Source organism: Pseudomonas sp. BT76 TE3572, from assembly GCF_050435365.1.
GTDB classification, from domain to species: Bacteria; Pseudomonadota; Gammaproteobacteria; order Pseudomonadales; family Pseudomonadaceae; genus Aquipseudomonas; species Aquipseudomonas fluorescens_W.
Window position 1 is genome coordinate 5,296,373 of sequence record NZ_JBNDKE010000001.1, and the last position, 25,336, is coordinate 5,321,708.

Below are 25,336 nucleotides of genomic sequence, written 5' to 3' on the forward strand. Positions count from 1 at the left end.
TTCCGACATCAGGCGTACACATGCCTTTCCAGTCGCTTCATCGCCATTTTTTAGCGTCTGTTCGGCGGGCGGGTGAGTTATGAAGCACCATTTAAGTGACGGCGCCTGCAATTCGATTGAGATATACAATCTGAGTTGCTGGTTTTTAGGGGGAAGGTTTTCTTTCAGGCATTAAAAAGCCGGCTTGTGGCCGGCTTCTCGGGGACTGGCTTGGTTCATTTTTGGTAAACCGCGCCAGCCTTCAAAACGTACACCCGGATCTTGCGTCCGGCTGTGGGACTTGGCGAGAAAGTCATCTGCCTTGTCGGTGCGATCTGAGCCGCGAGGCGGGTCGATGCGCAAATGTGGGGCGCAGCATACTGATTTTTTTGGGAAATTCCCAGCGTGGTGTGCGGGGTAGAGCTATCCCGTGACTTGTAGCAGTCTGACGGAGCCTGCGGCTACAAAGTCATGTGTTTACAGAAAAGGTACGGGTGGCCTGCGTTTATTCAGGGTCGACCACCAGAACACCCATCCCAGAACCCTTATGTTTTGTTCTTCGATTTGCGGAGGTCTGAAGACTTCATCCGGGTATTCGGAGCTGTTGTGGCTGCGCATGCGTATCGCGTTGCCGGGTACCCGGCTCAGGTATTTGATGCGCAACATGCCGTCGTGCTCGATGGCGTAAATCTCTCCGTCGACAATTTGCGTGAGCCCGCGGTCGATGGCGACGATGGAGCCATCCTCAATTTTTTCGGCCATGCTGTTGCCAACCATGCGAGCGCAGATGGCATCGGCGTGGTTGATTTCCAGGGAGTCAAGATCGTTGCGCGGCAGGCGGATCGATTCGCTGGGGTCTTTGATCACATGGTTTTTGTCGGAGCCGGGGGCAGTGGCCGCTTCTTTGTAAAAGGGTAGTTCGATATCGACTGGGTCGATGACCCGGTAGGTGCCCCGGATTGACTGGGCGTCGAAGGTATTGCCGGATGCGTCGACCAGATGCAATTCCCTGGCGTCTTGCGGTCCTTCGCCGGTTTTCAGCCATTCAGTGTTCACGGACAGTCTTCTGGCGACATCTTCCATGCGGTAGTCAGGCACTCCGCGGGTATACCAGTTATGGACCGTTTGAGGGTCGGAAATACCCAGGAATTCGGCAAATCTCGTCGTCGTGATTTGTAGCTCTTTCAGGAGCATTCTGAATCGTGGGCCGCAGGTTTTGTTCTTTTTCATAAACACGAGTCTAGCCTTGCGGCATAAGGCTTTGATTCAACAAACCGTTCAAATCTGGCGTGAAATTTAAGTCCTGATGTAAGACGTCTTTTGTAAAAATTAAACAAGAAAAAACCGGTTTGCCCGCCCGTTAAATGTGCTGTTGAATGTGATATTCAAACGCCCACAAAAAACCCCGGATCAACCGGGGTTCTTCGTTATAGCCGTTCGTGAGAGACGGCTATCAGCCTTTATAGGCCGCAACCGACTTCATGATCTCGGTGCGAGCGGCTTCTGCGTCGCCCCAACCTTCGATCTTCACCCATTTGCCTTTTTCGAGGTCTTTGTAGTTCTCGAAGAAGTGCTTGATCTGTTCCAGCAGCAGAGGTGGCAGATCGGTGTATTCCTTCACGTCGACGTACAGCTGGGACAGCTTGTCGTGTGGGACTGCGATGACTTTGGCATCGCCGCCGCCGTCGTCGGTCATGTGCAGGATGCCGACCGGACGGGCGCGGATGACCGAACCTGGAGCAACCGGGTAAGGGGTCACGACCAGCACGTCGAGGGGGTCACCGTCGTCAGCCAGGGTGTTCGGGATGAAACCGTAGTTGGCCGGGTAGAACATCGGGGTGGCCATGAAACGGTCAACGAACAGGCAATCGCTGTCTTTGTCGATTTCGTATTTGATCGGCGCGTGGTTGGCCGGAATCTCGATCGCGACGTAGATGTCGTTCGGCAGGTCTTTGCCAGCCGGAATCTTGCTGTAGCTCATTGGGCGGTGCCCCCGTTAGTTGACCAAAATCACTTGGCCGGATTGACCAAAAAGTGGCGGCGATTATAGGCATATTCCGCCGCCGTTGCTATGTACCAGAGGTCGTAGAGACCTTAGTCGCGTGCCTGATAGACCGGGTCTTCGGCCAGAAGTTGCCGCAGCCGGGCCAGCGGGTCCTGACGATAAAACAGCTTCAGCTGCTCATACACCAGAGGATACGCCTCGTGCAGCAAATCCGGGGCGCTAAAGAAGTATTCGCTGGTGACCGCGAAGAATTCGGCCGGGTTTTCCGCAGCGTACGGGTCGATGGCGGTTTCTGCATCCGGGTTGCGGTCCAGTTGCCGATCAAGCTCGTCGTAGGCTTCTTGCATGACCTTGGCCCAGTCGCTGACCCGCATGTCGGTGTGCAGCGGTGGCAGGCCGTTGGCGTCGCCGTTGAGCATGTCGAGTTTATGCGCGAGTTCGTGGATCACCAGGTTGTAGCCTTCCCAGCCACCACTGGCCATCACGCCGGGCCACGCGAGGATGATCGGGCCTTGCTGCCAGGCTTCGCCGCTGTGTTCGCCGTCCCATTCGTGCTCGACGCCGCTGGCATCGCGATGGCGCTGGGGGCTGAGAAAGTCGTCGGGGTAGAGGACGATTTCGTGGAAACCCTGATACCAGTTCAGATCGCCCAGGTGCAGCAGTGGCAGTTGCGCTTGGGCGGCAAGCAGCAGTCGCTGCTCCTGGTGGAGTTCGACGCCGGGCAGGGCGGTCAGGTGTTTGTCCTGGAGGAACAGCACGCTGGCTTCGCGCAGCCACCGGTCTTCAGCGGCGCTGAGGCCATCGAGAAAACTCAAGTGATGGCGCACCCGCTGCCACATGTCGTCGGCAATCGGGTGTTTGGCCAAGATGCGCCGGCGACGCCAGGCGCTAAGGGACCACACGGTGAATCAGCGCGATTGGGCTTTGGACGCGGCGTTGCCGAAGCGGCTGCGGATGATGCTGATGATCATCGGTAACAGCGACAGCAGGATGATGCCCACTACCAGCAGTGACAGGTTCTTTTTGATGAACGGTACATTGCCGAAGAAGTAACCGAGGGTCACCAGGCCACCCACCCAGAGGATCGTGCCCAAAACACTGAAGGCGAAGAAACGCGGGTAGGGCATTTTGGCCACGCCGGCGACAAATGGTGCAAAGGTACGAATGATCGGCATGAAACGCGCCAACGTCACCGTTTTGCCACCGTGCTTGTCATAGAAGTCGTGAGTTTGCTGCAGGTAGTCGCGGCGGAAGATTTTCGAGTTCGGGTTGCTGAACAAACGCTCACCCGCCGTTCGTCCGATCACATAGTTGGTGCTGTCGCCAAGGATCGCCGCCAGCATCAGCAGGCCGCCCAGCAGCACCGGGTCCATGCCGCCGCCGGCTGCTACTGCTCCCGCGATGAACAGCAGGGAGTCGCCCGGCAGGAATGGCATCACCACCAGGCCGGTTTCGCAGAAGATCACCAGGAACAGAATGGCGTAAATCCATGGCCCGTAGTTGGTTACCAGCAAATCGAGGTAAACATCGAGATGCAGAATAAGGTCGAGCGGGTTGAAATCCATGGAAAGCACCTGAAGTGACGGCCCGACTCGGCAGGCCTGTGCGGATGACTTCGCGAAAGGCTACAGACGGGTGTAGTTTTTCTTACAAGCCGGGAAGGTCGGCATTATACGGGCTAAGAGGTGAAAATCGCGTTGAGTTTGTAGCGGGGGATTTCGGAGCGCAGTGAGAGAAGATCGCAGCCTCTGGCTGTACCCGCAAGGGCTGCGATTTTTTCGGCTTACAGCTCGTCGCTGATGGGCAACACGTAGTTCTTGAACTCGGTGTCTTCCTTGAATCCGATGGATTCGTAGGTTTTCCGTGCGACTTCGTTATTGCTGCTGGTGGAAACGCGCATGCGTACAGCGTTGGTTTCCTTGGCCATTTTCTTCGCGGTGCGGATGAGGTTGTCGGCCACCAATTGGCGGCGGGCCTCTTCGGCGACATAGATGTCGTTGAGGATCCACACGCGCTTCAGCGAAAGGGACGAAAAGCTCGGATACAACTGACAGAAACCCATCAGTTTGTTGCTGTCGTCATCGGCCAGGGCCAGGTAGATCACCGACTCCTTGCGACGCAGGCGCTTTTCAAGGAACGCCCGGGACGAGTCCGGATAAGCCAGGGAGCCATAAAACTCGCGATATTTGACGAACAACGGGGTCAATAGGTCCAGGTGTTCGAGGGTCGCTTGAATAATCCGCATGGTAGGTCTCGTCTTCAAGTGGCTGTCTTCACGTACTGTGACGGCGAACGGTTCTCACTCGAGCAGCCGTGTTTCGATCCTGCCTGAAACTGAATCAGAAACGCAATGCGGAAACGGTTCAGGCATCCGGCAGACTCAGTAGGAAATTACCTTTCATGTCCGCTCCTGCGTCCGACTCCAGTGTCAGAACTTGGGCTTCGTCCTTCAGATTGACCCCTGACAACTGCCGTCGGCAGGCTTCGCGCATCAAATACAGCAAACGGTGTGCCGCCATGCCGTAACTCAGGCCTTCGAGTCGGACGTTGGAGATGCAGTTGCGGTAGGCATCCGTCAGCCCGACCTTTGGATTGTAGGTGAAATACAGCCCCAGGCTGTCCGGGGAACTGAGGCCAGGGCGTTCGCCGATCAGGATTACCACCATTTTCGCACCCAGCAGCTCGCCGATCTCATCGGCTACGGCGACCCGCCCCTGTTCCACCAGAATGACCGGTGAGACGGACCAGCCGTCATTCACAATCTGCTCTTCCATCCGTTCCAGAAACGGCAGGGTATGGCGATGAACGGCCAACGCCGACAACCCATCGGCAACGACAATGGCCAGATCGACCCCGCCGGGATTGGCCAATGCGTAATCGCGCAGTGCCTGCGCCGATTCATCACTCAGCTTTCGCCCCAAATCGGGGCGTTGCAAATAACTGTTCCGGTCCGTAGCGGCGCTGTGCAGCAGCAAACTGGCACGCCCGCGTTCAGCCAGTTGTGAGCTGAGCCCCGCGTGGTCGAACGGCAAGTGCACCGCATCCCGCGCCTGAGCGTGGGCGTACTGGAAATCCAGCTGCGCGCTGGTTGGCATGCTGGTGCCGGTTCTTCCCAAGGCGATCCGTGCCGGCGTCAGGCGACGCAGTTCCAGCAACGGGTTCTGTGGATCAGCGGGTGGTTTATCCATTTCAACACTCATCCCAGTTGCGCCATCGCTTGGCGGAAGGCCGGCGGCAGGCTGTCGCCGAAGTGAATCTTGCCGTCTGCCTGGGTGAAGATGCCCATTTTGGCCAACCACTGTTCGAACTCCGGCGCCGGTTTCAGGCCCAGCGTCTGGCGGGCGTAAAGGGCGTCGTGGAACGAAGTGGTCTGGTAGTTAAGCATGATGTCGTCGGAGCCGGGGATGCCCATGATGAAGTTGATCCCGGCCACGCCCAGCAGGGTCAGCAGGGTGTCCATGTCGTCCTGGTCGGCTTCGGCGTGGTTGGTGTAACAGATGTCGCAACCCATGGGCACGCCCAGGAGCTTGCCGCAGAAGTGGTCTTCGAGGCCGGCGCGAATGATCTGTTTACCGTTGTAGAGGTATTCCGGGCCAATGAATCCTACGACGGTGTTCACCAGGAACGGTTTGAAATGTCGCGCAACGGCGTAGGCGCGGGTTTCGCAGGTCTGTTGATCGATGCCGTGGTGGGCGTTGGCTGACAGGGCGCTGCCTTGGCCGGTCTCGAAATACATCAGATTCTGGCCCAGGGTGCCGCGATTCAGGCTCAAACCGGCGTCATAGCCTTCTTGCAGTACATTCAGATTGATACCGAAACTGGCGTTGGCCGCCTCGGTGCCGGCGATCGACTGGAACACCAGATCCAGCGGAACACCGCGATTTATTGCCTCAATGGACGTGGTGACATGCGTCAGTACGCAGGCCTGGGTCGGAATCTCGTAGCGCTGAATGATCGCGTCGAGCATTTCCAGAATTGCGCAGATCGAGGAGATGCTATCGGTGGCCGGGTTGATGCCGATCATCGCGTCCCCGTTACCGTACAGCAGGCCGTCGAGAATGCTCGCGGCGATACCGGCCGGTTCGTCGGTCGGGTGGTTGGGTTGCAGGCGGGTGGATAGGCGACCGCGCAGGCCCATCGTGCCGCGGAATTTTGTAACAACACGGATTTTTTGCGCCACCAGCACCAGATCCTGCACGCGCATGATCTTCGACACGGCGGCGGCCATTTCCGGGGTCAGGCCTGGCGCGAGGGCGCGCAGGCTCTGTTCGTCGGCGGCATCACTGAGCAGCCAGTCGCGAAAACCGCCAACAGTGAGGTGGCTGACGGCGGCGAATGCTTGTTTGTCGTGAGTGTCGATGATCAGTCGGGTGACTTCATCGGCCTCGTAGGGAATGAGTACTTCTTGCAGGAAGTGGCTGAGCGGGATGTCAGCGAGGGCCATCTGCGCGGCCACGCGTTCGCCATCGTTGAGGGCGGCGACGCCGGCCAGAAAATCCCCGGAGCGCGCTGGACTGGCCTTGGCCATGACGTCCTTGAGACTCTCGAAACGATAGGTCTGGGCGCCGACGGAATGGGCAAATGCGGCCATGGGACGGGGTCCTCCTGGTTCAATAAATGACTCAAATACACCACCGAACCCCTGTGGGAGCGGGCTTGCTCCCACATTGAGAACTGCGTGCACTTCAATAAGGCAGGCGCCGGGAATCAGCTCGGCGCCGGTGCAACTCAGACGCCTTCGAGCATCGCGTCCGCCGGCGCATCGAAGCGCTGCTTGGCGGTCAATTGGAAATACAAGTAACCGGCAGCCATGAACCCGAGGAACACACACCCGATCAGCGTGTTGAACCAGGCCATCGCCACCAGGCACACCACCGCCAGAAACAGCGCAATCCCAGGCACGATCGGGTAGCCCGGCGCGCGGAAGGTGCGTTCAAGGTTCGGCTCGGTTTTACGCAGTTTGAACAGGCTCAGCATACTGATGATGTACATCACGATGGCACCGAATACCGACATAGTGATCATTGCTGCCGTCAGGGTCATGCCTTGCAGGTTGACCAGGCCGTCGCTATAGATCGCCGCGATGCCGATCACGCCGCCAGCCAGGATCGCCCGGTGCGGAGTCTGGAAGCGTGAAAGTTTGGCCAGGCCGCGAGGCAGGTAACCGGCCCGCGCCAGCGCAAAGAACTGCCGCGAGTAACCAAGAATGATCCCGTGGAAACTCGCCACCAGTCCGAACAGGCCGATCCACACCAGCATGTGCATCCAGCTCGAATTGTTGCCGACCACGGCTTTCATTGCCTGAGGCAACGGATCGTTGATGTTCGCCAGTTGACGCCAGTCGCCGACACCGCCCGCCATCACCATCACGCCGATGGCCAGGAACACCAGGGTCAGAATGCCACTGACATAAGCCCTGGGAATCGTGCGTTTCGGGTCCTTGGCTTCTTCGGCCGCCATCGCCGCGCCTTCAATCGCAAGGAAAAACCAGATCGCAAAGGGGATCGCCGCAAAGATGCCAGGGATCGAGCCCATGGTGAACTCGTTGGCGCCCGACCAACCGTTAAGCGCGAAATTACTGAAGCTGAAGCCCGGCGCAACGACGCCCATGAACACCAGCAATTCGGCGACCGCCAGCACGGTGACGACCAGTTCAAACGTCGCGGCGATGCTGACGCCGAGGATATTCAAGCCCATGAACACGAAATAGGCGCCAACGGCGGCGATCTTGGGGTCAAGTTCCGGGTATTGCACGTTGAGGTAGGCGCCGATGGCCATGGCAATCGCCGGGGGCGCAAAGACGAATTCGATCAGGGTGGCGATGCCGGCGATCAGTCCGCCTTTCTCACCGAAGGCCCGCCGGCTATAGGCAAACGGCCCGCCCGCGTGGGGAATCGCGGTAGTCAATTCGGTGAAGCTGAAGATGAAACAGGTGTACATCGTCGCCACCATCAACGCGGTGACGAGGAAACCCAGGGTGCCTGCGGTGCCCCAGCCGTAACTCCAGCCGAAATACTCGCCAGAAATCACCAGGCCGACGGCAATACCCCATAAATGCAGGGTGCCGAGTGTGGGTTTGAGCTGTGTAGTAGAAGTCATAAGTCCTCGCTGTCTTTTTTATTTTTTGATTTGTTGGACTTTCAGGTGCGACGTTTTCGTGTGGAGCGGGCACGCAAAGCCCGTGCCAGAGCGGCAGGGTGATGTTTGGTGTGTCATTGAGGGCGCCATCGCGGGCAAGCCCGCTCCCACAGGGTTCAGGGGTGAACTCACTGTTGGGGCTAACCACAAATCACTGTGGGAGCGAGCTTGCTCCGGGCGGCGATCCGACGATGACTATTGAAAGGACGACACAGGAATACCTGCATCGCCCCCGGTTTTTTAGAAGAAGCCCAACGGATTGATGTCGTAGCTCACCAGCAGGTTTTTGGTCTGCTGATAGTGATCGAGCATCATTTTGTGGGTTTCACGACCGACGCCGGACTTTTTGTAACCGCCGAACGCGGCGTGCGCCGGGTACAGGTGGTAGCAGTTGGTCCACACACGACCGGCCTTGATGGCGCGGCCCATGCGATAGGCACGGTTGATGTCGCGGGTCCAGAGGCCGGCACCGAGGCCGAACTCGGTGTCGTTGGCGATGGCCAGGGCTTCGGCTTCGTCCTTGAACGTGGTGATGCTCACCACCGGGCCAAAGATTTCTTCCTGGAACACACGCATTTTGTTGGTGCCCTTGAGCAGGGTCGGCTGGATGTAATACCCGGTCGCCAGGTTGCCCTCGAGTTTTTCCACCTTGCCGCCGGTCAGCAGCTCGGCGCCTTCGCCCTTGGCGATTTCCAGGTACGAAAGGATTTTGTCAAATTGCTGCTCGGACGCCTGGGCGCCGACCATGGTGTCGGTGTCCAGCGGGTCGCCACGTTTGATCGACAGTACTTTTTTCATCACGACTTTCATGAAGTCGTCGTAGATCGACTCTTGCACCAATGCGCGGGAAGGGCAGGTGCAAACTTCGCCCTGGTTGAAGAACGCCAGCACCAGGCCTTCGGCGGCTTTTTCGATGAAGGTTTCTTCGGCTTGCATGATGTCGGCGAAGAAGATGTTCGGCGACTTGCCACCCAGCTCCACGGTGGACGGAATGATGTTTTCGGCAGCGCATTTCATGATGTGCGAGCCGACCGGGGTCGAACCGGTGAAGGCGATCTTGGCGATGCGTTTGCTGGTAGCCAGCGCTTCGCCGGCTTCTTTGCCGAAGCCTTGCACCACGTTCAGTACGCCCGGCGGCAACAGGTCGCCGATCAGCTCCATCAGCACGGTAATGCCCAGCGGCGTTTGTTCGGCCGGCTTGAGCACCACGCAGTTACCGGCAGCCAGGGCCGGGGCGAGTTTCCAGGCGGCCATCAGGATCGGGAAGTTCCACGGAATGATCTGCCCGACCACGCCCAGTGGTTCATGGATGTGATAGGCCACGGTATTGCCGTCGATTTCGGCGGCGCTGCCTTCCTGGGCGCGGATGCAGCCAGCGAAGTAGCGGAAGTGGTCGGCGGCCAGCGGGATGTCGGCGTTGAGGGTTTCACGCACGGCTTTGCCGTTGTCCCAGGATTCGGTGATTGCCAGGACTTCCAGGTTCTGTTCGATGCGGTCGGCGATTTTCAGCAGCACCAGCGAGCGCGCCTGGGCGGACGTGGCGCCCCAGGCATCGGCGGCCGCGTGGGCAGCGTCCAGGGCCTTTTCGATGTCTTCGGCCGTGGAGCGCGGGAATTCGGCAATCGGTTGGCCATTGACTGGCGAGGTATTGGTGAAGTACTGACCTTTGACAGGCGCGACGAACTCGCCGCCGATGTAGTTACCGTATTTACTCTTGAACGAAACGATAGCGCCTTCAGTACCGGGGTGAGCGTAACGCATAGTGATTTCTCCTTGGCTTTTGTACTTATCAGAGAGGCGCATGTGCGCTTGCTATAAGCGTAGAGCAAAGGTCGGGCCACTGCCTTGCAGGTCAGGCAAATCAAGGCCTTACGTTACTTTTGTCGGACAGGCGGACCGCGCCTGTGACGCTTTCGGTACAGCCCCCGTGACACTTTGTACCGCTTGCGGCACAACCTGTGACCGTGCGGTCTTGCCAGCATTGCAATGAAGGCTAGGCTGGAGGATGCTCGGCGTTCTGTGGCGAGGGAGCTTGCTCCCGCTGGGTTGCGAAGCAGCCCCAAGATGTCTGCCGATTATGGTTTTTGGCGAGCGCTTCGCACTCGAACGGGAGCAAGCTCCCTCGCCACAAGATGTGTTCAGCCCTTGATGGGATCAGCACAGCTCTCGGGGAGAACAATAAGAAATGCACGACAACCATTTGAGTCGCCATGCCCAGCAGGTCCTGACTGTCACTCAGGGGAAGTCCCACCTGCACGGTCCCGGCAGCGATCCGTCGATTGCCCGTTCCTGGCTGCGCTGTCTTGAGGATTATCATCTCGACCCGGCCCTGACCATGGCGCCGACGGTGCTGGAACATGGCCGCGTCCTGGAAAGCCGCGAGCGCTTGCAGCAAGTACTGCACATCGCCGGCAGCGAAATGACCAGCCTTCATCAGCAACTCTCCGGTGCCGGCCATGCGGTCCTGCTGACCGACGCCCGCGGCGTGATCCTCAATTGCGTCACCGCGCCTGCCGAGCGGAAGATTTTCGAGCGCGCCGGCCTGTGGCTCGGGGCGGACTGGAGCGAAGCCTGCGAAGGCACCAACGGCATCGGCACCTGTCTGGTGGAGCGTCAGTCACTGACCATCCACCAGGACGAGCACTTCCGCGGCCGTCATACCGGCCTGACCTGCTCGGCGAGCCCGGTGTTCGACCCACACGGCGAACTGCTGGCGGTGCTCGACGTGTCCTCGGCGCGCCATGAGGTCTCTCGTCAAAGCCAGTTCCACACCATGGCCCTGGTCAATCTTTCGGCGAAGATGATCGAGAGCTGCTACTTCCTGCGTTATTTCGACAATCAATGGTTGCTGCGTTTTCACCTTCAGGCCGAATCCGTCGGGCTGTTCAGCGAAGGATTGCTAGCGTTTGACGGGGAAGGGCGGATCAGCGCGGTCAACCAGAGTGCGCTGAACCTGCTGGGGCATATTCGCGGAGGGCTGCTGGGCAAACCGGTGGAGGCGTTTTTCGATTGCTCGCTGGATGAATTGCTCGGCCGCGCCAGCGTCAATGCCAGCGCCAGTTGGCCGTTGCGTACGCGCGACGGGCGGAGTCTGTTTGCGCTGTTGCGCGGGCAGCCACGCAGCGTTCCGGTGCCGGTGGTGCAAAGTCCGGTGATCGCCGAACCTTCGCGCTTGTCGGGCATTTGTCTGGGCGACACGGGGTTACAGGAAGACTTCCGCAAATCCTTGCGCGTGTTCGAGCGGGACGTACCGCTACTGATCAACGGCGAAACCGGATCCGGCAAAGAAGCATTTGCCAAAGCCGTCCACCAGGCCAGCCAGCGAGCAGAAAAAGCCTTCGTCGCCCTCAACTGCGCCGCCATCCCCGAAAGCCTGATCGAGAGCGAACTGTTTGGCTATCGCGGCGGCAGCTTTACCGGCGCTCGCAAGGAAGGCATGCGCGGCAAGTTGCAGCAGGCTGATGGCGGGACTCTGTTCCTCGATGAAATCGGCGACATGCCCCTGGCCTTGCAGACCCGGCTATTAAGGGTGCTGGAAGATCGTCAGGTGGTGCCGATCGGCGGTGAGCCGGAATCGGTCAATGTTCGGATCATCAGCGCCACTCACCGTAATCTGCTGGAACGTGTGCAGGACGGCAGCTTCCGCGAGGATTTGTATTACCGGCTCAATGGACTGGAAGTTGCTTTGCCGGCGTTGCGTGATCGCAGTGATAAGTCCCAGTTGCTCGACTTTTTGCTGGCTGAAGAGGCCGGCGGGGAAACCGTATTGATCGACGGTCCGGCACGCCAGGCGTTGCTGGCCTTCGCCTGGCCGGGGAACGTGCGGCAGTTACGCAATGTGTTGCGCACGTTAGCGGCGCTGTGTGACGGCGGGCGGATCGGGCTGGAGGATTTGCCGGCGATGATTCGTCAGGCCCGGCCGGTTCCGGTTGTTGCCGTTGAAGAGCCTTCGGACCATCCGCTGGATGACGCTGAGCGGCTGGCGTTGCTGAATGCGCTGGAACAGACGCGCTGGCATATGACACATACGGCTGAACAACTTGGCGTCAGCCGTAATACGCTTTATAGAAAGCTGCGTAAACACGGCATCGCCCGGTAAACCGCTTTTGTGGCGAGGGAGCTTGCTCCCGTTCGGCTGCGCAGCAGTCGTAAATCCAGAGTTCGCGGTGTATCTGAAAAAAGGAGGTGGCCGGTTTTGGGGCCGCTGCGCGACCCAGCGGGAGCAAGCTCCCTCGCCACAGAGACCGGGACACCATCAGCTAAAGAGTGCGATTTTTCCCACCCTAAGCTAACCTGCGGCCATGTTTTACGAGGTCGACTAATGCACATTCACATTCTTGGTATCTGCGGCACTTTCATGGGTTCGATGGCGGTTCTGGCCAAAGAGCTGGGCCATCACGTGACGGGCTCCGATGCCAACGTCTATCCGCCGATGAGCACTCAGCTGGAAGCTCAGGGCATTGAGTTGACCCAAGGCTATGACCCGGCGCAGCTCGATCCGGCACCGGATCTGGTGGTGATCGGCAATGCCATGTCTCGCGGCAACCCGGCTGTCGAATACGTGCTGAATAAAGGCCTGCCCTACGTCTCCGGCCCGCAATGGCTGTCAGATCACGTGTTGCAAGGTCGCTGGGTGCTGGCCGTCGCCGGTACTCATGGCAAAACCACCACCAGCAGCATGCTCGCCTGGGTGCTGGAGCACGCGGGCATGAGCCCGGGTTTCCTGATCGGCGGCGTGCCGCAAAACTTCTCGGTGTCCGCTCGTCTGGGTGATACCCCATTCTTCGTGATCGAAGCCGACGAGTACGACAGCGCGTTCTTCGACAAGCGCTCCAAGTTCGTTCACTACCGCCCGCGCACGGCGATCCTGAACAACCTGGAATACGATCACGCCGACATCTTCCCCGATCTGCCCGCTATCGAGCGGCAGTTCCACCATTTGGTGCGGACTATTCCGAGCGAAGGCCTGGTGATCCATCCGACCACCGAGCCTGCGTTGCAGCGTGTGATCGAGATGGGCTGCTGGACCCCGGTGCAAACCACCGGTGCCGGCGGTCAGTGGCAGGTCAAACTGCTCAGCGAAGACGGTTCGAAGTTTGAAGTGATGTTCGAAGGCGTCGCTCAAGGTGTGGTCGAGTGGGACATGACCGGCCAACACAACGTCGCCAACGCGCTGGCCACGTTGGCTGCGGCGCGCCACGTCGGTGTTGTGCCGTCCATGGGCATCGCGGCGCTGAGCGCATTCAAAAGCGTCAAGCGCCGGATGGAGAAAGTTGCGGAGGTCCGTGGCATTACCATCTACGACGACTTCGCTCACCATCCGACGGCGATTGCGACGACCCTCGACGGGCTGCGCAAGCGCATCGGCGATGCACCGTTGATTGCGATCATCGAGCCGCGCTCCAACTCCATGAAGCTCGGTGCTCACCGCGACGGCTTGCCGGAAAGCGTGGTCGATGCCGATCAAGTGATCTGGTACGCGCCGGCCAACCTCGGTTGGGATCTGGGGGCTACTGCTGCGTTGTGCACGGTGCCGTCGATCGTCAGTGATTCGCTGGAAGGCATCATCGAACGTGTGAAGAGCCAGGCCCAGCCCGGCACTCACGTGGTGATCATGAGCAACGGCGGCTTCGGCGGCCTGCACGGCAAACTCGCCGAGGCGCTGCGATGAACAATGGCCCGGAACGCATCACGCTGGCGATGACCGGCGCTTCCGGCGCCCAGTACGGTTTGCGCCTGCTTGACTGCCTGATTCGCGAAGACCGCGAAGTGCACTTCATGATCTCCAAGGCTGCGCAACTGGTGATGGCCACCGAGACTGACGTTACGTTGCCGCCCAAACCCCAGATGATGCAGGCCTTCCTCACCGAATACACCGGCGCTGCCGCCGGGCAGATTCGGGTGTATGGCAAGGAAGACTGGATGTCGCCAGTGGCCTCGGGCTCTGGCGCGCCGGCGGCGATGGTGGTGGTGCCGTGTTCCACCGGGACCTTGTCGGCCATCGCGACGGGTGCCTGCAACAACCTGATCGAACGTGCCGCGGATGTGACGTTGAAGGAGCGCCGTCAGCTGATTCTGGTGCCGCGTGAGTCGCCGTATTCGAGCATCCATCTGGAGAACATGCTCAAGTTGTCGAACATGGGCGTGACGATTTTGCCGGCGTCGCCTGGCTTTTATCATCAGCCGCAAACCATCGACGACCTGATCGACTTTGTCGTGGCGCGGATTCTCAATCTGCTGAACATTCCCCAGGACATGCTGCCGCGTTGGGGCGAACACCATCTGACCAGCGATGAATAAGCTGCTGGCGATTGTGCTGGCGCTGCAATTGGCTGGCTGCGCCACGGCGCGAACGCTTGATGCCGCCAAGCCTGGTGCACCGGTGGTGTATTCGGGGACGCGTCTGGATTTGTATGCCATGAACGGCGGCTGCTGCGCCATGGACCGCTTCGGCGCCGAAGCGCCGAGCTACCCCGGCATCGACCTGCCTGCCAGCGCGTTGCTCGACACGCTGCTGTTGCCGCTGTCGGTGCTCACGGTGATCGGGGTAAGTTTTCAGGCAACGGGCGGATTGTAAGACTGAGCGCGGCTCTTGTGGCGAGGGAGCTTGCTCCCGCTGGGCCGCAACGCGGCCCCAAAATAGGGACTGCTGCGCAGTCCAGCGGGAGCAAGCTCCCTCGCCACAGGTCCGCGGATTATTTGCCGAGTTTGCGCAACTCATCCGACTCAACAATCCGCACCCCATCCTGCTCTTCCAGCGCCAGTCGCCACATCGCGCGGGCCAGTTGGCAGGCTTCGATGCCGCGGTATTTGCCGGGGATCAAGCGGGACAAGGGGGCGACGAATTGCTCGGCCATACGCGGTTCCATACGCTCGCCCAGCAGCAGCGAAGGTCGGCAAATGGTCAGTTGCGGCCAGTCCTGTGCGCGCAATGCATATTCCATCTCGCCTTTGACCCGGTTGTAGAGAATAGAGGACCTGCGATCAGCCCCCAGGGCACTGATCACGATCAGGTGCCGTGCGCCCATCTCCCGTGCACGTTTGGCGAATGCCACCACCATGTCCAGGTCTACCGCGCGAAACGCCTGTTCCGAGCCGGCTTTCTTGATTGTGGTGCCCAGGCAGCAATAGGCAATGTCGACACGACCATTCAATTGCGGCAGAAACACCGCAGGGTCGCCGACCGGGTTTTCCAGATGGGGATGTTCGGCCAAGGGCCGGCGTGAGGGCGCCAATACTCGTGAGATCGTGGGCTCATTGAGCAGGCGATCAAGTAAATGTTCACCGGTCAACCCGGTAGCTCCGGCAAGCAGTACGTGCTGAGGCGTCAAGTACATAGTGTTTCCCCCTTGATACTATTCAGCTTAGTTGCTCTTTGGGTCCTTGCTGTCGCTGGAAACACTTTGTAGTGCCTTGCGTGCCTGCTGCTTGCGTAACAGTTGCCAGTGGGAGAGGACGGTTTTCGGCGCCCAGATCTGCGGTTCAGAGGCTTCGAAGCTGTCCGCCAGTTCACGTTCGGCGACGGTGGCCTTGGCCTGTTTGAAGGCTTGCTCCAGATCGTCGGTCTGGTTCAGTGCCTGGGCGAACAGCGCGTCGCCGAAGTAGGTGAAGTTGGCTTCTTCCGAGCAGCCGAAGGACACGCGGTCAGCGCGCGAGGCGGTCATGATCAGGGTGCGTTCATCCTTGAGTGCCGGAATGAAGCCACCGGAGTAACAGGATGAAATCACGATGATTTTGTCGCGGTTTTTCAACGGAGAGAGCACTGCGGCAAGTTCGTCGGCCGGCAGATCGGACAGTTCCATGCGCGGCTGGTCGAGCACCAGTTCGTGTTCGCTGGTGCCGTGGCTGGTCAGGTAGATGAAGATCAAGTCTTCCGGGCCACTGCGTTCGGCCAGGGTGGCGGCCGCGCGGCGCAGGTTTTCCCGGGTGGCCATCGGCCGGTCGACGAGGTGGTCGCGATGGTTCACCAGGCGGATCTGGCCAAACGCACCAAAGCGACTGTTGAGCATGTTGCTGACGTAATCGGATTCGCGCAGGAACACGCTTTGCTTGCCGTCACCGCCCAGGGTCAGGGTGTACAACTCGACTGCCGGGGTCGAAGCCGGCACGCTGGACAGTGCATCGTCGAGCAAACGGCCCTGGGCCAGCAAACCGAGTTCCAGGCTGTCGGGCAGCAGCTTGCCGTTGGCATCGCGAACACGCTGGCCAGCAATCCACGTGCCGTTTTGCACTGTGCCGTCAGTCAGCACCAGGGTGCCATGCCCCGAGTAACTGTCACCGTCGAATTGACCAATATAGAAGCTGCCGTCGGACAGGTTCAATCGACCTTGGCCGGCGAAGCGCCAGTCACTGAACTGGCCGATGTAATGGCTGCCGTCGGCCCCGATCAACTCGCCCTTGCCGTTCAGCGATCCTTCCTTGAATTGACCGAGCCAGACATCACCGTCGGCGTTCTCGTAACGGCCCTTGCCGTGCAGTTGGTTGTTCTTGAAGCCACCGACATAGATATCGCCATCGGCGCTGTTGAACGTCCCGTTGCCTTCGAGCTGACCGTCGACGAAATGCCCGGTGAACTGATTGCCGCTGGCGTCGCCCCGCTGGCCTTCGCCGTTGGGTTTGCCGTGGGCGAACTGGCCCTGATACGAGCTGCCGTCTTCGAGTTCGAGACGACCCAGCCCTGAATATTGATCGGCCTTGAATTCACCGCGGTAGGTCATACCGTTTTCTTTGAGGGTGCCTTCGCCGTCCCGTCGACCGGCTTTGAAACTGCCGGTGAAGCTGCTGCCGCTGGTGGTCAGTGTGCCCTTGCCGTCGAACAGCCCCAGACTGAATCCCCCGCGATAGACTTCGCCGTTACTGCCGTGCCATTCGCCCTGGCCATGCCATTGGCCCTTGTCGAAATCGCCGGCGTACCAGCTGCCGTTCGGGTAATCGATACGGCCCTGGCCTTGCAGCAATCCGTTGACCAGTTCACCGCGATAGCGTCCGCCGTCCGGCAAGCGGGCATCGGGGGGCAACAGCGATTCGCCGTCGCCGCAAGCGGTGAGCAATAGGGTCAGAGCGAGGAGTGCAAGTGGGCGCATAGCGGGATCCGGGCAATTAGGCGACCGAGTATGCCGCAGCTGTTTGACCTTATATAGCCAGTAAACAGGAGAGGGCGCGAAACAGCATGAGCTGCTTCGCATCCGGGATGGGTTACACGAAGCAGAGGGACAGTGGCTCAGCGATGTAGGCCGGTTTGTCCGAGCCTTCGATCTCAAGCGTGGCGGTGGCCTTGAGCAGCCATTGGCCGGGTTTCTTCTCGGTGACTTCGTTCATGTCGACCTTGAGTCGTACCCTGGAATTGACCTTCACTGGCTGGATGAAACGCACGGTATCCAGGCCGTAGTTGACCACCATCTTCGCCCCTTCAGGGAGGATCAGGATGTCTTCCATCAGTTTGGGGATCAGCGACAGCGACAGGAAACCGTGTGCAATGGTGCTGCCAAATGGCGTTTGCGCGGCTTTGACCGGGTCGACGTGGATGAACTGATAGTCCCCAGTGGCTTCGGCGAACAGGTTGATACGCTCCTGATCGATGGTGAGCCATTCGGAACGTCCGAGTTCCTTGCCGACATAATCTTTGAGCTCTGCAACTGGAACATAGGGCATTGAGACTCTCCTTGGGTTCATCGGTTTTATAGTTTTTGAGGTGGGGGGATTTGACCTCCCGGATTACCACTTTAGATCAACATGGCAAATGGCTCCGGTCAACTGACCATGATTTTGGCGAATGCCGGTCTATAGCGTTGGCGTGCTTATAATGCTCGGCCCGCTTGTGCGGGATGATATTGGCGGGAGATGACGGATGTTGTTACGTGGCCTGACCTGGCTGGTGCTGTTCCAATTGCTGGGCACAGCCATCAACCACTTGTTTTTACCGGTGCTGCCGGGGCCGATTGTTGGCCTGCTGTTGCTGCTGGTGTTCCTGATCAGCCGTGGCCAGGTCGGCGAACCGCTGAGTCTCGCGGCCAGCAGTCTGTTGCGTTACCTGCCGTTGCTGCTGGTGCCGCCAGCCGTAGGCGTGATGGTTTACGCCAAGGACATTGCCGCGGATTTCTGGGCCATCGTCGGTGCGCTGGTGTTGTCTCTGTTGCTGTCCATGGCCTTCGCTGGCGTGCTGATGCAGCGCATGGTCAAGCGTCACGCTCATCGTGAGGACGGCCAATGATCTTCGACTGGCACGGCGCCTGGACGTCGGTGATTCATCATCCGTTGTTCGGCATCGGTATTACGCTGGGGGCTTATCAACTGGTGCTGGCGGCATTCGAGAAAACCCGCTGGATCTTCCTGCAACCGGTGCTGGTCTCGATGCTGCTGGTGATCGGCGTATTGGTGGGTTGCGGCCTGACCTATGCCGAGTACCGCAAGAGCACTGAGATCCTCAGCATCCTGCTCGGGCCTGCGACCGTTGCGCTGGCTGTGCCGCTGTACCTCAATCTGCGACGCATTCGGCAGTTGTTCTGGCCGATATTTACTACGCTGGTGATAGGTGGCGTCGTCGCCACCGGCATGGGCGTTTTGTTAGGCTGGTCGTTTGGTGCCGAACACATGATCCTGATGACCATGGCGCCGAAGTCTGTGACCTCGCCGATTGCCATGTTGGTGGCGGAGCAGATCGGTGGCGTCGCGGCGCTGGCGGCAGTGTTCGTGTTGATTACCGGAGTGATCGGGGCGATCTTCGGGCCGAGTCTTTTGACCCGGCTGGGTGTGCACAGTCCTGAGGCGCGCGGCATGGCACTGGGCATGACGGCGCACGCGGTAGGCACTGCGGTGGCGATGCAGGAAAATGAAGAATGCGGCGCCTTCGCGGCGCTGGCGATGAGTCTGATGGGCGTGGCCACGGCAGTTTTCCTGCCGTTGGCGGTGTCGATGGTGGTGTAAGGAAATGTCTATGAGCTTGCCGCTTTTTCCGCTGAACACGGTGTTGTTTCCTGGCTGCATCCTCGATTTGCAGATCTTCGAGGCGCGCTACCTGGACATGATCAGTCGCTGCATGAAACAGGGCGGCGGCTTCGGCGTGGTGTGCATCCTCGACGGCGAAGAAGTCGGCATCGCCCCGGCGGGCTACGCGCTGGTCGGATGCGAGGCGCTGATCACTGATTTCAAACAGCAGGACAATGGTTTGCTGGGCATTCGGGTGCAGGGCGGGCGGCGTTTCCACGTGTTGCGCACCGAGGTTCAGCGCGATCAGCTGACCATCGCCGAGGTCGAGTGGCTGGAAGACGAACCTGAGCAACCGCTGCAGGACGAGGACGCCGACCTGGTTGCGCTGCTCAAAGCGTTGGCCGAACACCCGATGGTCGAAGCATTGAACATGGGTACCGAAGCAACCGGGCAGCAGTCGTTGGCCAATCAGTTGGCGTACCTGTTGCCGTTTGCCGAAGTGGACAAGATCGACCTGCTGCAACTCGATGATCCGCAGCAGCGACTGGATGCGATTCAGGCGCTGCTGGATGAGTTGCAGGGTGAGTTGTTTGCCTGAGTGAGGGGCGATGCGCCGTACTTAAATCGCTGGTTTTTTGCGTGCACAAAAAAGTCTTGCAGGTTTAACCATGCAAGGCTTTTTTTGATCAGTTTGGGTGTCAATTGGCCGCTAAGAGTAAAGTGGGTTGACTTTGTTTGGTCAGGTAGAGGTGTGGTCGTTTTAACGTGTCTACAACTTGATAATTATTAGCGAGGCCCTCGGTCGAAGAGGGCAGTCCGGTTATCCGGGTAGGGCAAAAAGTCACCTGTGACGTTCAACGAGGAGCTGACGGATAGTACTACGCAATCAATCTGTTGGTTATCGATGACGATGATGTAATGTTCGAATCTCTATTAATTCAGGCCTTATAGTTGTGGTTTGCAGTTTTATTTTGAAGTAAGTGCGCCGTAGGTGGGTGCTTGTCGGGTTAACAACTTTATATTAGTCTTTGGTTTCGCTTGCAGGAAGCGGGCGAAGTAACCGACTAACTAATTAAGGAGTTAATGGCCGTGATGACTATTCAAAGCAATGAGCTGGAATTCTGGGATGACATTTTTGCGCGCTATCTGCAGGTGAAGGGGCATCAGGAAGGTTGGGAGTATGCTTTTAATAATGCAGGCCGGTTTGCAGACCTGGCGGTTGAAGAACGACGTGAGCGTAATCGCATCGAAGACAAACGTAAAGACGAAGAATAAAGGGCCGGCTGAGTCCAGCGTGACGTTCGTGTGAATTTTAAATGGAATTTCAAGGTGTATCATGGAACAAAGCGAATTGAATTTGAAACACTCTTTCCTGGCGACTCTGGAGTTTGAAGGGAAGCCTGTTGTCATGAACTTTGAGCGGATGAAAAAACGCTTGGAAAATGACCGTTATAGCGTGCGCGAGCGTACCGAATTCGAGTTGATATTGCGTGGAGATAAGTATTCCAACTACTTGACGCTTGCTGACAAGGAAAGGCACGAGCCGCAATTGTTTTATTTTGAATGCCTGGGTGATAAATATACGATTCTGGTCGCCGAAGGCTCTGCTCAAGGGTTTTATTTGAGCATGGAAGGCTCGGAAAGAGTCTGTGTGCCTGTGGGAGAGGATCCGACCATGTTTCGTTTGTATGACGGTCATAAAGTGGTGGTGTATGACAGGCCTGACGTAGATCTTTTTGGTATTCACCTTGTTAGTTGGTCGACAAAGAGTTCGGTGTTTAAGCTTGGAGAGAGAGGTGATTACTATTTTTCGGACAGTAAGGAGGGGCGGTCCGAATTTGCACTGTTCCCGGATTCGACGGAGTTCGCAGTCAGGGTGATTTCCTCGGGTCATGGACACTCGATTGAGCGCAATGGAATCCCCCATCTGCCGACTGCAAACAATTAATTACTCAGATTGAGCTTGCGCGCTTAGATGGCTGGCGTTCATCAACGGCCGGTCAATTGATCGGGTACGCCCTGCTCCAGTCAGGGCGTTACCCGTTAGTACGCATACCGCAACATCGCATGGGGTAAATGCCGCAGCGCGAAGAACCCGAACAGCGCCACCAGTGCCGGTAACACCAGCCACCAGACCTTCGGTGGCAAGGCGTTGAGCGGCGCCGGGCGCTGACTCAGCCACAAACTCGCCGCACACACGCACGCTGCCAGCATCGCGCCGGCCAGCACATCCGTCGGCCAGTGGGCGCCCAGGTACACCCGGGACAGGGCAATCGCCAGCGCTGGCAAGCAACCTAACAGCAGCCAGGTAAGGCGCATGCGCGGTGGTTGTCCGCGGCCGGCCAGCACGGCTAGCGTCAGAAACAGCGCAAAAGAGCCCGAGGCATGGCCGCTGGGCATGCTGTAGCTGGTCAGAGGATCGCTCAATACTTCCGGGCGTAGGCGGGCGAAAAAGTGTTTGGTCGCGGTGTTGCCCAGTGCGGTGAACAGCAGGGTGCTGCCGGCGAAAATCGCCTGGCGCCATTGCCGGGTGAGCAACAGCAAACCCGTCAGCAGGGCGCTGAACAACAGCATGTTGCGAAACTCGCCGATCAGCGTGAACGTCACCGCCACTTCATCGAGCAGCGGGCTTCGGTGTTCCTGCACCAGGGTCATCACACCCTGATCGAGGGCGGTCAGGTGCGGATAGCCGATAAACAGTCCCGCCAGAATCAGGAAGCTCATTCCGGTAATCATCATCGTCGCTTTGCGATGACGGCGCAGACTGCTGGTGGCGCTCAAGCCCACCATGACGACGATGCTACCGGCGACGATGCCGGCCTCAGGCCAGAAGCCCTCCGGCAAAGGCAAGCGAATCGCCGCGCCTGTGGCCCAACCGGGCAGCAGATACGCGACGCTCCAACCGGCGGCGGCTAGCAAGCTGACGGCGGCGAAGCGCGGGAAGGGCATGTCGAACATCCCGGCGACCATCGGCAACATCGGTCGCAGCGGACCGATGAAACGTCCGACCAACAGGCTGGCAATGCCGTAACGCTGGAAATACGCCTCGGCCCCGGCGATCCATTCCGGATGATGGCGCAACCCAGGCAGGCGCCGGATGTTCTGATGGAAATGTCGTCCGATGAAGTAAGAGACGATATCGCCCAGAACGCCGGCGACGAATCCCAGTAATAGCGTTTCGCCCAGCGACAGCGCACCGCTACCGGCCAGTACCGCCACGGCAAACAGCAACACCGTGCCGGGCACGATCAGCCCGGCAATCGCCAGGCATTCCACAAAGGCCACTATGAACACCGCCGCGGCCAGCCATTGCGGGTTGACCGTCAACCAACCGGTCACGCTATCGAGCCATGGGCCCATAAAAACAACTCCCTCTTATTAATTGACCCCCGCAGGAGTTGTACTCACAGCAAAAAATAATCGCGACCTTCGACCTGACCCCGTCGCAGCGGGTTTCTCGTGCAATACGGCGCGTAAGCCGCATCGACGAAACGGTACATCAAATGCTCATCGCGGCCGTGGGGAATGCCCAGGCGCGTGGTTTGTATGATGTGAACAGGCGCCGGGCCGACATCCTCCACCAACAGCACTTCATGGTCGAAGCGCTTGGCGTCCCAGACTGGCACCTTCAGGCCCAGCGCCTTGCAGAGCAACGTCTGTCCGGCGCAAAGCTTTTGCGAGGGGCGAGGGCGGCCTTGGGCGTCGGGATTGTTCAGCAGCATTTGCGCCAGGCTCGCCGGCCCGCTCAAGTCATCGACCCACGGATAGGCGGATTTGATCAGCACAGCATTGCCCGGGCCCTGGGCGCTGAAGTTCAGGGAGTCGCCGCCCCGGGCGTAGTACATATAGATGTGGCCGCCATCCAGAAACAAAGCCTTACGTTTTTCTGTGTAGCCGAGGGAGGCGTGGCTGCCTTTTTCTTCGAAGTAATAGGCCTCGGTCTCGATAATCCGGGCGCTGAGCCACAGGTCGTCGACCCGGTGACGAATGACTTTGCCGAGTAAATCCCGGGCCAGCGTTTGGGCGTCTCTGTCGAAAAATGCATCCGCGAGCCCCTTGGGCAGGCCCGTCGCGGACGTGCGAACGGTCAGGTTAGTCATGATGAACGGCGTTTATCAGGGCTGATTGAGTCGCGATGATAACAATTTGCAGCTTAATCACGGCTGAACGTCGGCAAATTGCCCTCCATTTCGACCATCCGCCCGTCACCGCTGTTAGTCCCGGGACGCGACAGCTATAATCTGCCGCTTTACTCTTTACCAAGACCTTAGCAAAGACCACTCCAGACCATGACTGAGTCCGTTCTTGACTACATGACCCGATTGGGTCGCGCTGCCCGCGAAGCTTCTCGCGTCATCGGCCGTGCCAGCACCGCGCAGAAAAACCGCGCCTTGCAGGCTGCTGCCAATGCGTTGGACGCCGCACGCGCCGAGCTGACGGCTGCCAATGAGCTGGATTTGGCCGCTGGCCGTGCCAATGGTCTTGAACCGGCATTGCTTGAGCGTCTGGCGCTGACCCCGGAACGCATCGACGGCATGATCGTCGGTTTGCGTCAGGTGGCGGCTCTGCCGGACCCGGTCGGCGCGATCCGCGACATGAGCTTTCGCCCGTCGGGTATTCAGGTCGGCAAGATGCGCGTGCCGTTGGGCGTGATCGGGATCATCTACGAATCCCGGCCGAACGTGACGATCGATGCCGCCAGCCTGTGCCTGAAGTCCGGCAACGCGACCATCCTGCGTGGCGGCTCCGAAGCGATTCATTCCAACCGTGCCATTGCCGCCTGCATCCAGCGCGGTCTGGCCGAAGCCGATTTGCCTGCCGCCGTGGTGCAAGTGGTCGAAACCACTGACCGTGCCGCCGTTGGCGCACTGATCACCATGCCTGAATACGTCGACGTCATCGTGCCCCGTGGCGGCCGTGGCCTGATCGAGCGCGTTAGCCGTGACGCCCGCGTGCCGGTTATCAAGCATCTGGACGGTATCTGTCACGTCTACGTCAGTGCCCACGCCGATCTGCCGAAAGCCCAGCGCATCGCGTTCAATGCCAAGACTTACCGTTATGGCATCTGCGGTGCGATGGAAACGTTGTTGGTGGATCAATCCGTTGCCAAGGATTTCCTGCCGTCGATGGCTGCACAGTTCCGCGAAAAAGGCGTCGAACTGCGCGGCTGCGAGCGCACCCGGGCGATCATCGAGGCGGTGGCGGCCACGGAAGAAGACTGGAACACCGAATACCTGGCGCCGATTCTCTCGGTCCGTGTGGTTGACGGGCTGGACCAGGCCATCGAACACATTAACAAGTACGGCTCCCATCACACCGATTCGATCGTCAGCGAAAACCTTGCTGACACCCGGCGTTTCGTCGCGGAAGTCGATTCGTCGTCGGTAATGATCAACACCCCGACGTGCTTCGCCGATGGCTTCGAATACGGATTGGGTGCCGAGATTGGCATTTCTACTGATAAGCTGCACGCCCGCGGCCCGGTGGGCCTCGAAGGTCTGACCTGCGAGAAGTACATCGTGGTCGGTGATGGCCAGTTGCGCGGCCAGGCGTCGGACTGACTTGGGCGACCTCGACCTGTCAGCCCCGGTAACCGCCAGCGAGCCTGCACCTCGACGCATTGGCATGCTGGGCGGGACCTTCGACCCGGTGCACATCGGCCATTTGCGCAGTGCGCTGGAAGTCGCCGAATCGCTGGCGCTCGATGAGCTGCGTCTGACACCCAGTGCCAGACCGCCTCATCGCGGTACGCCGCAAGTGTCGGCGGAAGACCGTCTGGCGATGGTCGAGTGCGCGGTGGCCGGTGTGGCGCCGTTGGTGGTGGACGCCCGCGAATTGCAGCGGGACAAACCGTCCTACACCATCGATACCCTGGAACTGATGCGCGCCGAACTGGCCGTTGAAGACCAGGTTTTTCTACTTTTGGGCTGGGACGCATTTTGCGGCCTGCCCACTTGGCACCGCTGGGAAGAGTTGCTCCAGCATTGCCACATCCTGGTGCTGCAACGCCCGGATGCCGACAGCGAACCGCCGGATGCCTTGCGCAACCTGCTGGCAGCGCGCTCGGTGAGCGACCCGCTGGCCCTCAAAGGGCCGAGCGGACAGATTGCATTCGTCTGGCAGACACCGCTCGCGGTATCCGCCACCCAGATCCGTCAACTGCTGGCCAGCGGTAAGTCGGTACGTTTCCTGGTGCCCGACGCGGTCCTGGCCTACATCGATGCGCACGGTCTCTACCGTGCGTCGAACTGAAAAAGGGAGCGCTTCAACACACGTGAACGCGTGTAC

Annotated in this window: 25 protein-coding genes; 11 read left to right on the forward strand and 14 right to left on the reverse strand. The window is 59.2% G+C overall.

Features of this window, described 5'->3' with window-relative positions:
- Window positions 1-456: 456 nt before the first annotated feature.
- The 9 genes from ABH912_RS24035 to exaC form a co-directional block, all read right to left on the reverse strand.
- Window positions 457-1,209 carry a S24 family peptidase gene (locus tag ABH912_RS24035; RefSeq protein ID WP_429511815.1) on the reverse strand — a complete coding sequence of 251 codons (753 nt, stop codon included), beginning with the start codon at window positions 1,207-1,209 and terminating at the stop codon, window positions 457-459.
- 223 nt (window positions 1,210-1,432) lie between these two features.
- Complete coding sequence (gene ppa / locus ABH912_RS24040) at window positions 1,433-1,960, reverse strand: inorganic diphosphatase (protein ID WP_028620880.1); 528 nt, start codon at window positions 1,958-1,960, stop codon at window positions 1,433-1,435.
- 113 nt (window positions 1,961-2,073) lie between these two features.
- Entirely contained in the window at window positions 2,074-2,886 is an 813-nt protein-coding gene (locus tag ABH912_RS24045) for a zinc-dependent peptidase (protein ID WP_429511816.1), read from the reverse strand.
- Between the two features lie 6 nt (window positions 2,887-2,892).
- Window positions 2,893-3,549, reverse strand: coding sequence for a DedA family protein (locus tag ABH912_RS24050; RefSeq protein WP_033054121.1), 657 nt, complete (start codon window positions 3,547-3,549; stop codon window positions 2,893-2,895).
- A 218-nt stretch (window positions 3,550-3,767) separates the two neighbouring features.
- The gene (locus tag ABH912_RS24055; protein WP_008153569.1) at window positions 3,768-4,229 is read right to left on the reverse strand and encodes a GNAT family N-acetyltransferase; all 462 of its coding nucleotides are present in this window, start codon (window positions 4,227-4,229) and stop codon (window positions 3,768-3,770) included.
- 118 nt (window positions 4,230-4,347) lie between these two features.
- Entirely contained in the window at window positions 4,348-5,172 is an 825-nt protein-coding gene (gene eutC, locus ABH912_RS24060; protein WP_429511817.1) for an ethanolamine ammonia-lyase subunit EutC, read from the reverse strand.
- A gap of 8 nt (window positions 5,173-5,180) precedes the next feature.
- Window positions 5,181-6,575, reverse strand: coding sequence for an ethanolamine ammonia-lyase subunit EutB (locus ABH912_RS24065; protein ID WP_033054124.1), 1,395 nt, complete (start codon window positions 6,573-6,575; stop codon window positions 5,181-5,183).
- Window positions 6,576-6,712: 137 nt separating this feature from the next.
- Window positions 6,713-8,083, reverse strand: a complete 1,371-nt coding sequence (eat, locus tag ABH912_RS24070) for an ethanolamine permease (protein WP_033054127.1) — start codon at window positions 8,081-8,083, stop codon at window positions 6,713-6,715.
- 279 nt (window positions 8,084-8,362) lie between these two features.
- A complete protein-coding gene (gene exaC / locus ABH912_RS24075; RefSeq protein WP_033054129.1) occupies window positions 8,363-9,883 on the reverse strand; it encodes an acetaldehyde dehydrogenase ExaC in 1,521 nt (506 codons plus the stop codon).
- Window positions 9,884-10,307: 424 nt separating this feature from the next.
- On the opposite strand from exaC, the gene ABH912_RS24080 reads away from it, so the two are divergent.
- From ABH912_RS24080 to ABH912_RS24095, 4 genes are all read left to right on the forward strand, one after another.
- The gene (locus ABH912_RS24080; RefSeq protein ID WP_033054131.1) at window positions 10,308-12,221 is read left to right on the forward strand and encodes a sigma-54-dependent Fis family transcriptional regulator; all 1,914 of its coding nucleotides are present in this window, start codon (window positions 10,308-10,310) and stop codon (window positions 12,219-12,221) included.
- A gap of 222 nt (window positions 12,222-12,443) precedes the next feature.
- Entirely contained in the window at window positions 12,444-13,793 is a 1,350-nt protein-coding gene (gene mpl, locus ABH912_RS24085; protein WP_033054133.1) for a UDP-N-acetylmuramate:L-alanyl-gamma-D-glutamyl-meso-diaminopimelate ligase, read from the forward strand.
- Window positions 13,790-14,422 (forward strand): flavin prenyltransferase UbiX, encoded by a 633-nt coding sequence (gene ubiX / locus ABH912_RS24090; RefSeq protein ID WP_033054135.1) that lies wholly within the window; start codon window positions 13,790-13,792, stop codon window positions 14,420-14,422. Before mpl ends, ubiX begins: the two co-directional genes overlap by 4 nt.
- The gene (locus ABH912_RS24095; RefSeq protein WP_033054137.1) at window positions 14,415-14,699 is read left to right on the forward strand and encodes a YceK/YidQ family lipoprotein; all 285 of its coding nucleotides are present in this window, start codon (window positions 14,415-14,417) and stop codon (window positions 14,697-14,699) included. Before ubiX ends, ABH912_RS24095 begins: the two co-directional genes overlap by 8 nt.
- Window positions 14,700-14,817: 118 nt before the next feature.
- On the opposite strand, the gene ABH912_RS24100 is transcribed toward ABH912_RS24095, so the two are convergent.
- From ABH912_RS24100 to ABH912_RS24110, 3 genes are all read right to left on the reverse strand, one after another.
- Window positions 14,818-15,459 (reverse strand): oxidoreductase, encoded by a 642-nt coding sequence (locus tag ABH912_RS24100; protein WP_033054138.1) that lies wholly within the window; start codon window positions 15,457-15,459, stop codon window positions 14,818-14,820.
- A 27-nt stretch (window positions 15,460-15,486) separates the two neighbouring features.
- Window positions 15,487-17,205 carry a C13 family peptidase gene (locus tag ABH912_RS24105; RefSeq protein ID WP_033054140.1) on the reverse strand — a complete coding sequence of 573 codons (1,719 nt, stop codon included), beginning with the start codon at window positions 17,203-17,205 and terminating at the stop codon, window positions 15,487-15,489.
- A 112-nt stretch (window positions 17,206-17,317) separates the two neighbouring features.
- Complete coding sequence (locus ABH912_RS24110; RefSeq protein WP_008152797.1) at window positions 17,318-17,773, reverse strand: MaoC family dehydratase; 456 nt, start codon at window positions 17,771-17,773, stop codon at window positions 17,318-17,320.
- A 196-nt stretch (window positions 17,774-17,969) separates the two neighbouring features.
- On the opposite strand from ABH912_RS24110, the gene ABH912_RS24115 reads away from it, so the two are divergent.
- From ABH912_RS24115 to ABH912_RS24135, 5 genes are all read left to right on the forward strand, one after another.
- Window positions 17,970-18,332: a CidA/LrgA family protein gene (locus ABH912_RS24115; RefSeq protein WP_046055557.1), complete on the forward strand. Its 363-nt coding sequence runs from the start codon at window positions 17,970-17,972 to the stop codon at window positions 18,330-18,332.
- Window positions 18,329-19,045 carry an LrgB family protein gene (locus ABH912_RS24120; RefSeq protein WP_056744547.1) on the forward strand — a complete coding sequence of 239 codons (717 nt, stop codon included), beginning with the start codon at window positions 18,329-18,331 and terminating at the stop codon, window positions 19,043-19,045. Before ABH912_RS24115 ends, ABH912_RS24120 begins: the two co-directional genes overlap by 4 nt.
- Window positions 19,046-19,055: 10 nt before the next feature.
- On the forward strand, window positions 19,056-19,646 hold the full coding sequence (locus ABH912_RS24125) for an LON peptidase substrate-binding domain-containing protein (protein ID WP_429511818.1): 591 nt from the start codon (window positions 19,056-19,058) through the stop codon (window positions 19,644-19,646).
- A 491-nt stretch (window positions 19,647-20,137) separates the two neighbouring features.
- The gene (locus ABH912_RS24130) at window positions 20,138-20,323 is read left to right on the forward strand and encodes a hypothetical protein (protein WP_156363895.1); all 186 of its coding nucleotides are present in this window, start codon (window positions 20,138-20,140) and stop codon (window positions 20,321-20,323) included.
- Window positions 20,324-20,384: 61 nt separating this feature from the next.
- A complete protein-coding gene (locus ABH912_RS24135) occupies window positions 20,385-20,996 on the forward strand; it encodes a hypothetical protein (protein ID WP_429511819.1) in 612 nt (203 codons plus the stop codon).
- A gap of 95 nt (window positions 20,997-21,091) precedes the next feature.
- Here ABH912_RS24135 and ABH912_RS24140 read toward each other — a convergent pair whose 3' ends face one another.
- Both ABH912_RS24140 and ABH912_RS24145 read right to left on the reverse strand, forming a co-directional pair.
- Window positions 21,092-22,408 (reverse strand): bifunctional DedA family/phosphatase PAP2 family protein, encoded by a 1,317-nt coding sequence (locus ABH912_RS24140; RefSeq protein ID WP_033054144.1) that lies wholly within the window; start codon window positions 22,406-22,408, stop codon window positions 21,092-21,094.
- Between the two features lie 44 nt (window positions 22,409-22,452).
- Entirely contained in the window at window positions 22,453-23,148 is a 696-nt protein-coding gene (locus ABH912_RS24145) for a DNA-3-methyladenine glycosylase (protein WP_033054145.1), read from the reverse strand.
- Between the two features lie 189 nt (window positions 23,149-23,337).
- Here ABH912_RS24145 and ABH912_RS24150 point away from each other — a divergent pair, with 189 nt between their 5' ends.
- Both ABH912_RS24150 and nadD read left to right on the forward strand, forming a co-directional pair.
- The gene (locus ABH912_RS24150) at window positions 23,338-24,609 is read left to right on the forward strand and encodes a glutamate-5-semialdehyde dehydrogenase (protein ID WP_429511820.1); all 1,272 of its coding nucleotides are present in this window, start codon (window positions 23,338-23,340) and stop codon (window positions 24,607-24,609) included.
- A 1-nt stretch (window position 24,610) separates the two neighbouring features.
- Complete coding sequence (gene nadD / locus ABH912_RS24155; protein ID WP_429511821.1) at window positions 24,611-25,300, forward strand: nicotinate-nucleotide adenylyltransferase; 690 nt, start codon at window positions 24,611-24,613, stop codon at window positions 25,298-25,300.
- Window positions 25,301-25,336: the final 36 nt, after the last annotated feature.

Bases quoted from the DNA above. Each gene is read 5' to 3' on its own strand.
- ABH912_RS24065 (WP_033054124.1), bottom strand. From the start codon at position 6,575: ATGGCCGCATTTGCCCATTCCGTCGGCGCCCAGACCTATCGTTTCGAG.
- ABH912_RS24135 (WP_429511819.1), top strand. From the start codon at position 20,385: ATGGAACAAAGCGAATTGAATTTGAAACACTCTTTCCTGGCGACTCTG.
- ppa (WP_028620880.1), bottom strand. From the start codon at position 1,960: ATGAGCTACAGCAAGATTCCGGCTGGCAAAGACCTGCCGAACGACATC.
- ABH912_RS24035 (WP_429511815.1), bottom strand. From the start codon at position 1,209: ATGAAAAAGAACAAAACCTGCGGCCCACGATTCAGAATGCTCCTGAAA.
- ABH912_RS24105 (WP_033054140.1), bottom strand. From the start codon at position 17,205: ATGCGCCCACTTGCACTCCTCGCTCTGACCCTATTGCTCACCGCTTGC.
- ABH912_RS24150 (WP_429511820.1), top strand. From the start codon at position 23,338: ATGACTGAGTCCGTTCTTGACTACATGACCCGATTGGGTCGCGCTGCC.
- eat (WP_033054127.1), bottom strand. From the start codon at position 8,083: ATGACTTCTACTACACAGCTCAAACCCACACTCGGCACCCTGCATTTA.
- ABH912_RS24120 (WP_056744547.1), top strand. From the start codon at position 18,329: ATGATCTTCGACTGGCACGGCGCCTGGACGTCGGTGATTCATCATCCG.
- eutC (WP_429511817.1), bottom strand. From the start codon at position 5,172: ATGGATAAACCACCCGCTGATCCACAGAACCCGTTGCTGGAACTGCGT.
- ABH912_RS24100 (WP_033054138.1), bottom strand. From the start codon at position 15,459: ATGTACTTGACGCCTCAGCACGTACTGCTTGCCGGAGCTACCGGGTTG.
- ABH912_RS24145 (WP_033054145.1), bottom strand. From the start codon at position 23,148: ATGACTAACCTGACCGTTCGCACGTCCGCGACGGGCCTGCCCAAGGGG.
- ABH912_RS24080 (WP_033054131.1), top strand. From the start codon at position 10,308: ATGCACGACAACCATTTGAGTCGCCATGCCCAGCAGGTCCTGACTGTC.
- ABH912_RS24110 (WP_008152797.1), bottom strand. From the start codon at position 17,773: ATGCCCTATGTTCCAGTTGCAGAGCTCAAAGATTATGTCGGCAAGGAA.
- ABH912_RS24115 (WP_046055557.1), top strand. From the start codon at position 17,970: ATGTTGTTACGTGGCCTGACCTGGCTGGTGCTGTTCCAATTGCTGGGC.
- ABH912_RS24095 (WP_033054137.1), top strand. From the start codon at position 14,415: ATGAATAAGCTGCTGGCGATTGTGCTGGCGCTGCAATTGGCTGGCTGC.
- ABH912_RS24050 (WP_033054121.1), bottom strand. From the start codon at position 3,549: ATGGATTTCAACCCGCTCGACCTTATTCTGCATCTCGATGTTTACCTC.
- mpl (WP_033054133.1), top strand. From the start codon at position 12,444: ATGCACATTCACATTCTTGGTATCTGCGGCACTTTCATGGGTTCGATG.
- ubiX (WP_033054135.1), top strand. From the start codon at position 13,790: ATGAACAATGGCCCGGAACGCATCACGCTGGCGATGACCGGCGCTTCC.
- ABH912_RS24055 (WP_008153569.1), bottom strand. From the start codon at position 4,229: ATGCGGATTATTCAAGCGACCCTCGAACACCTGGACCTATTGACCCCG.
- ABH912_RS24125 (WP_429511818.1), top strand. From the start codon at position 19,056: ATGAGCTTGCCGCTTTTTCCGCTGAACACGGTGTTGTTTCCTGGCTGC.
- ABH912_RS24140 (WP_033054144.1), bottom strand. From the start codon at position 22,408: ATGGGCCCATGGCTCGATAGCGTGACCGGTTGGTTGACGGTCAACCCG.
- exaC (WP_033054129.1), bottom strand. From the start codon at position 9,883: ATGCGTTACGCTCACCCCGGTACTGAAGGCGCTATCGTTTCGTTCAAG.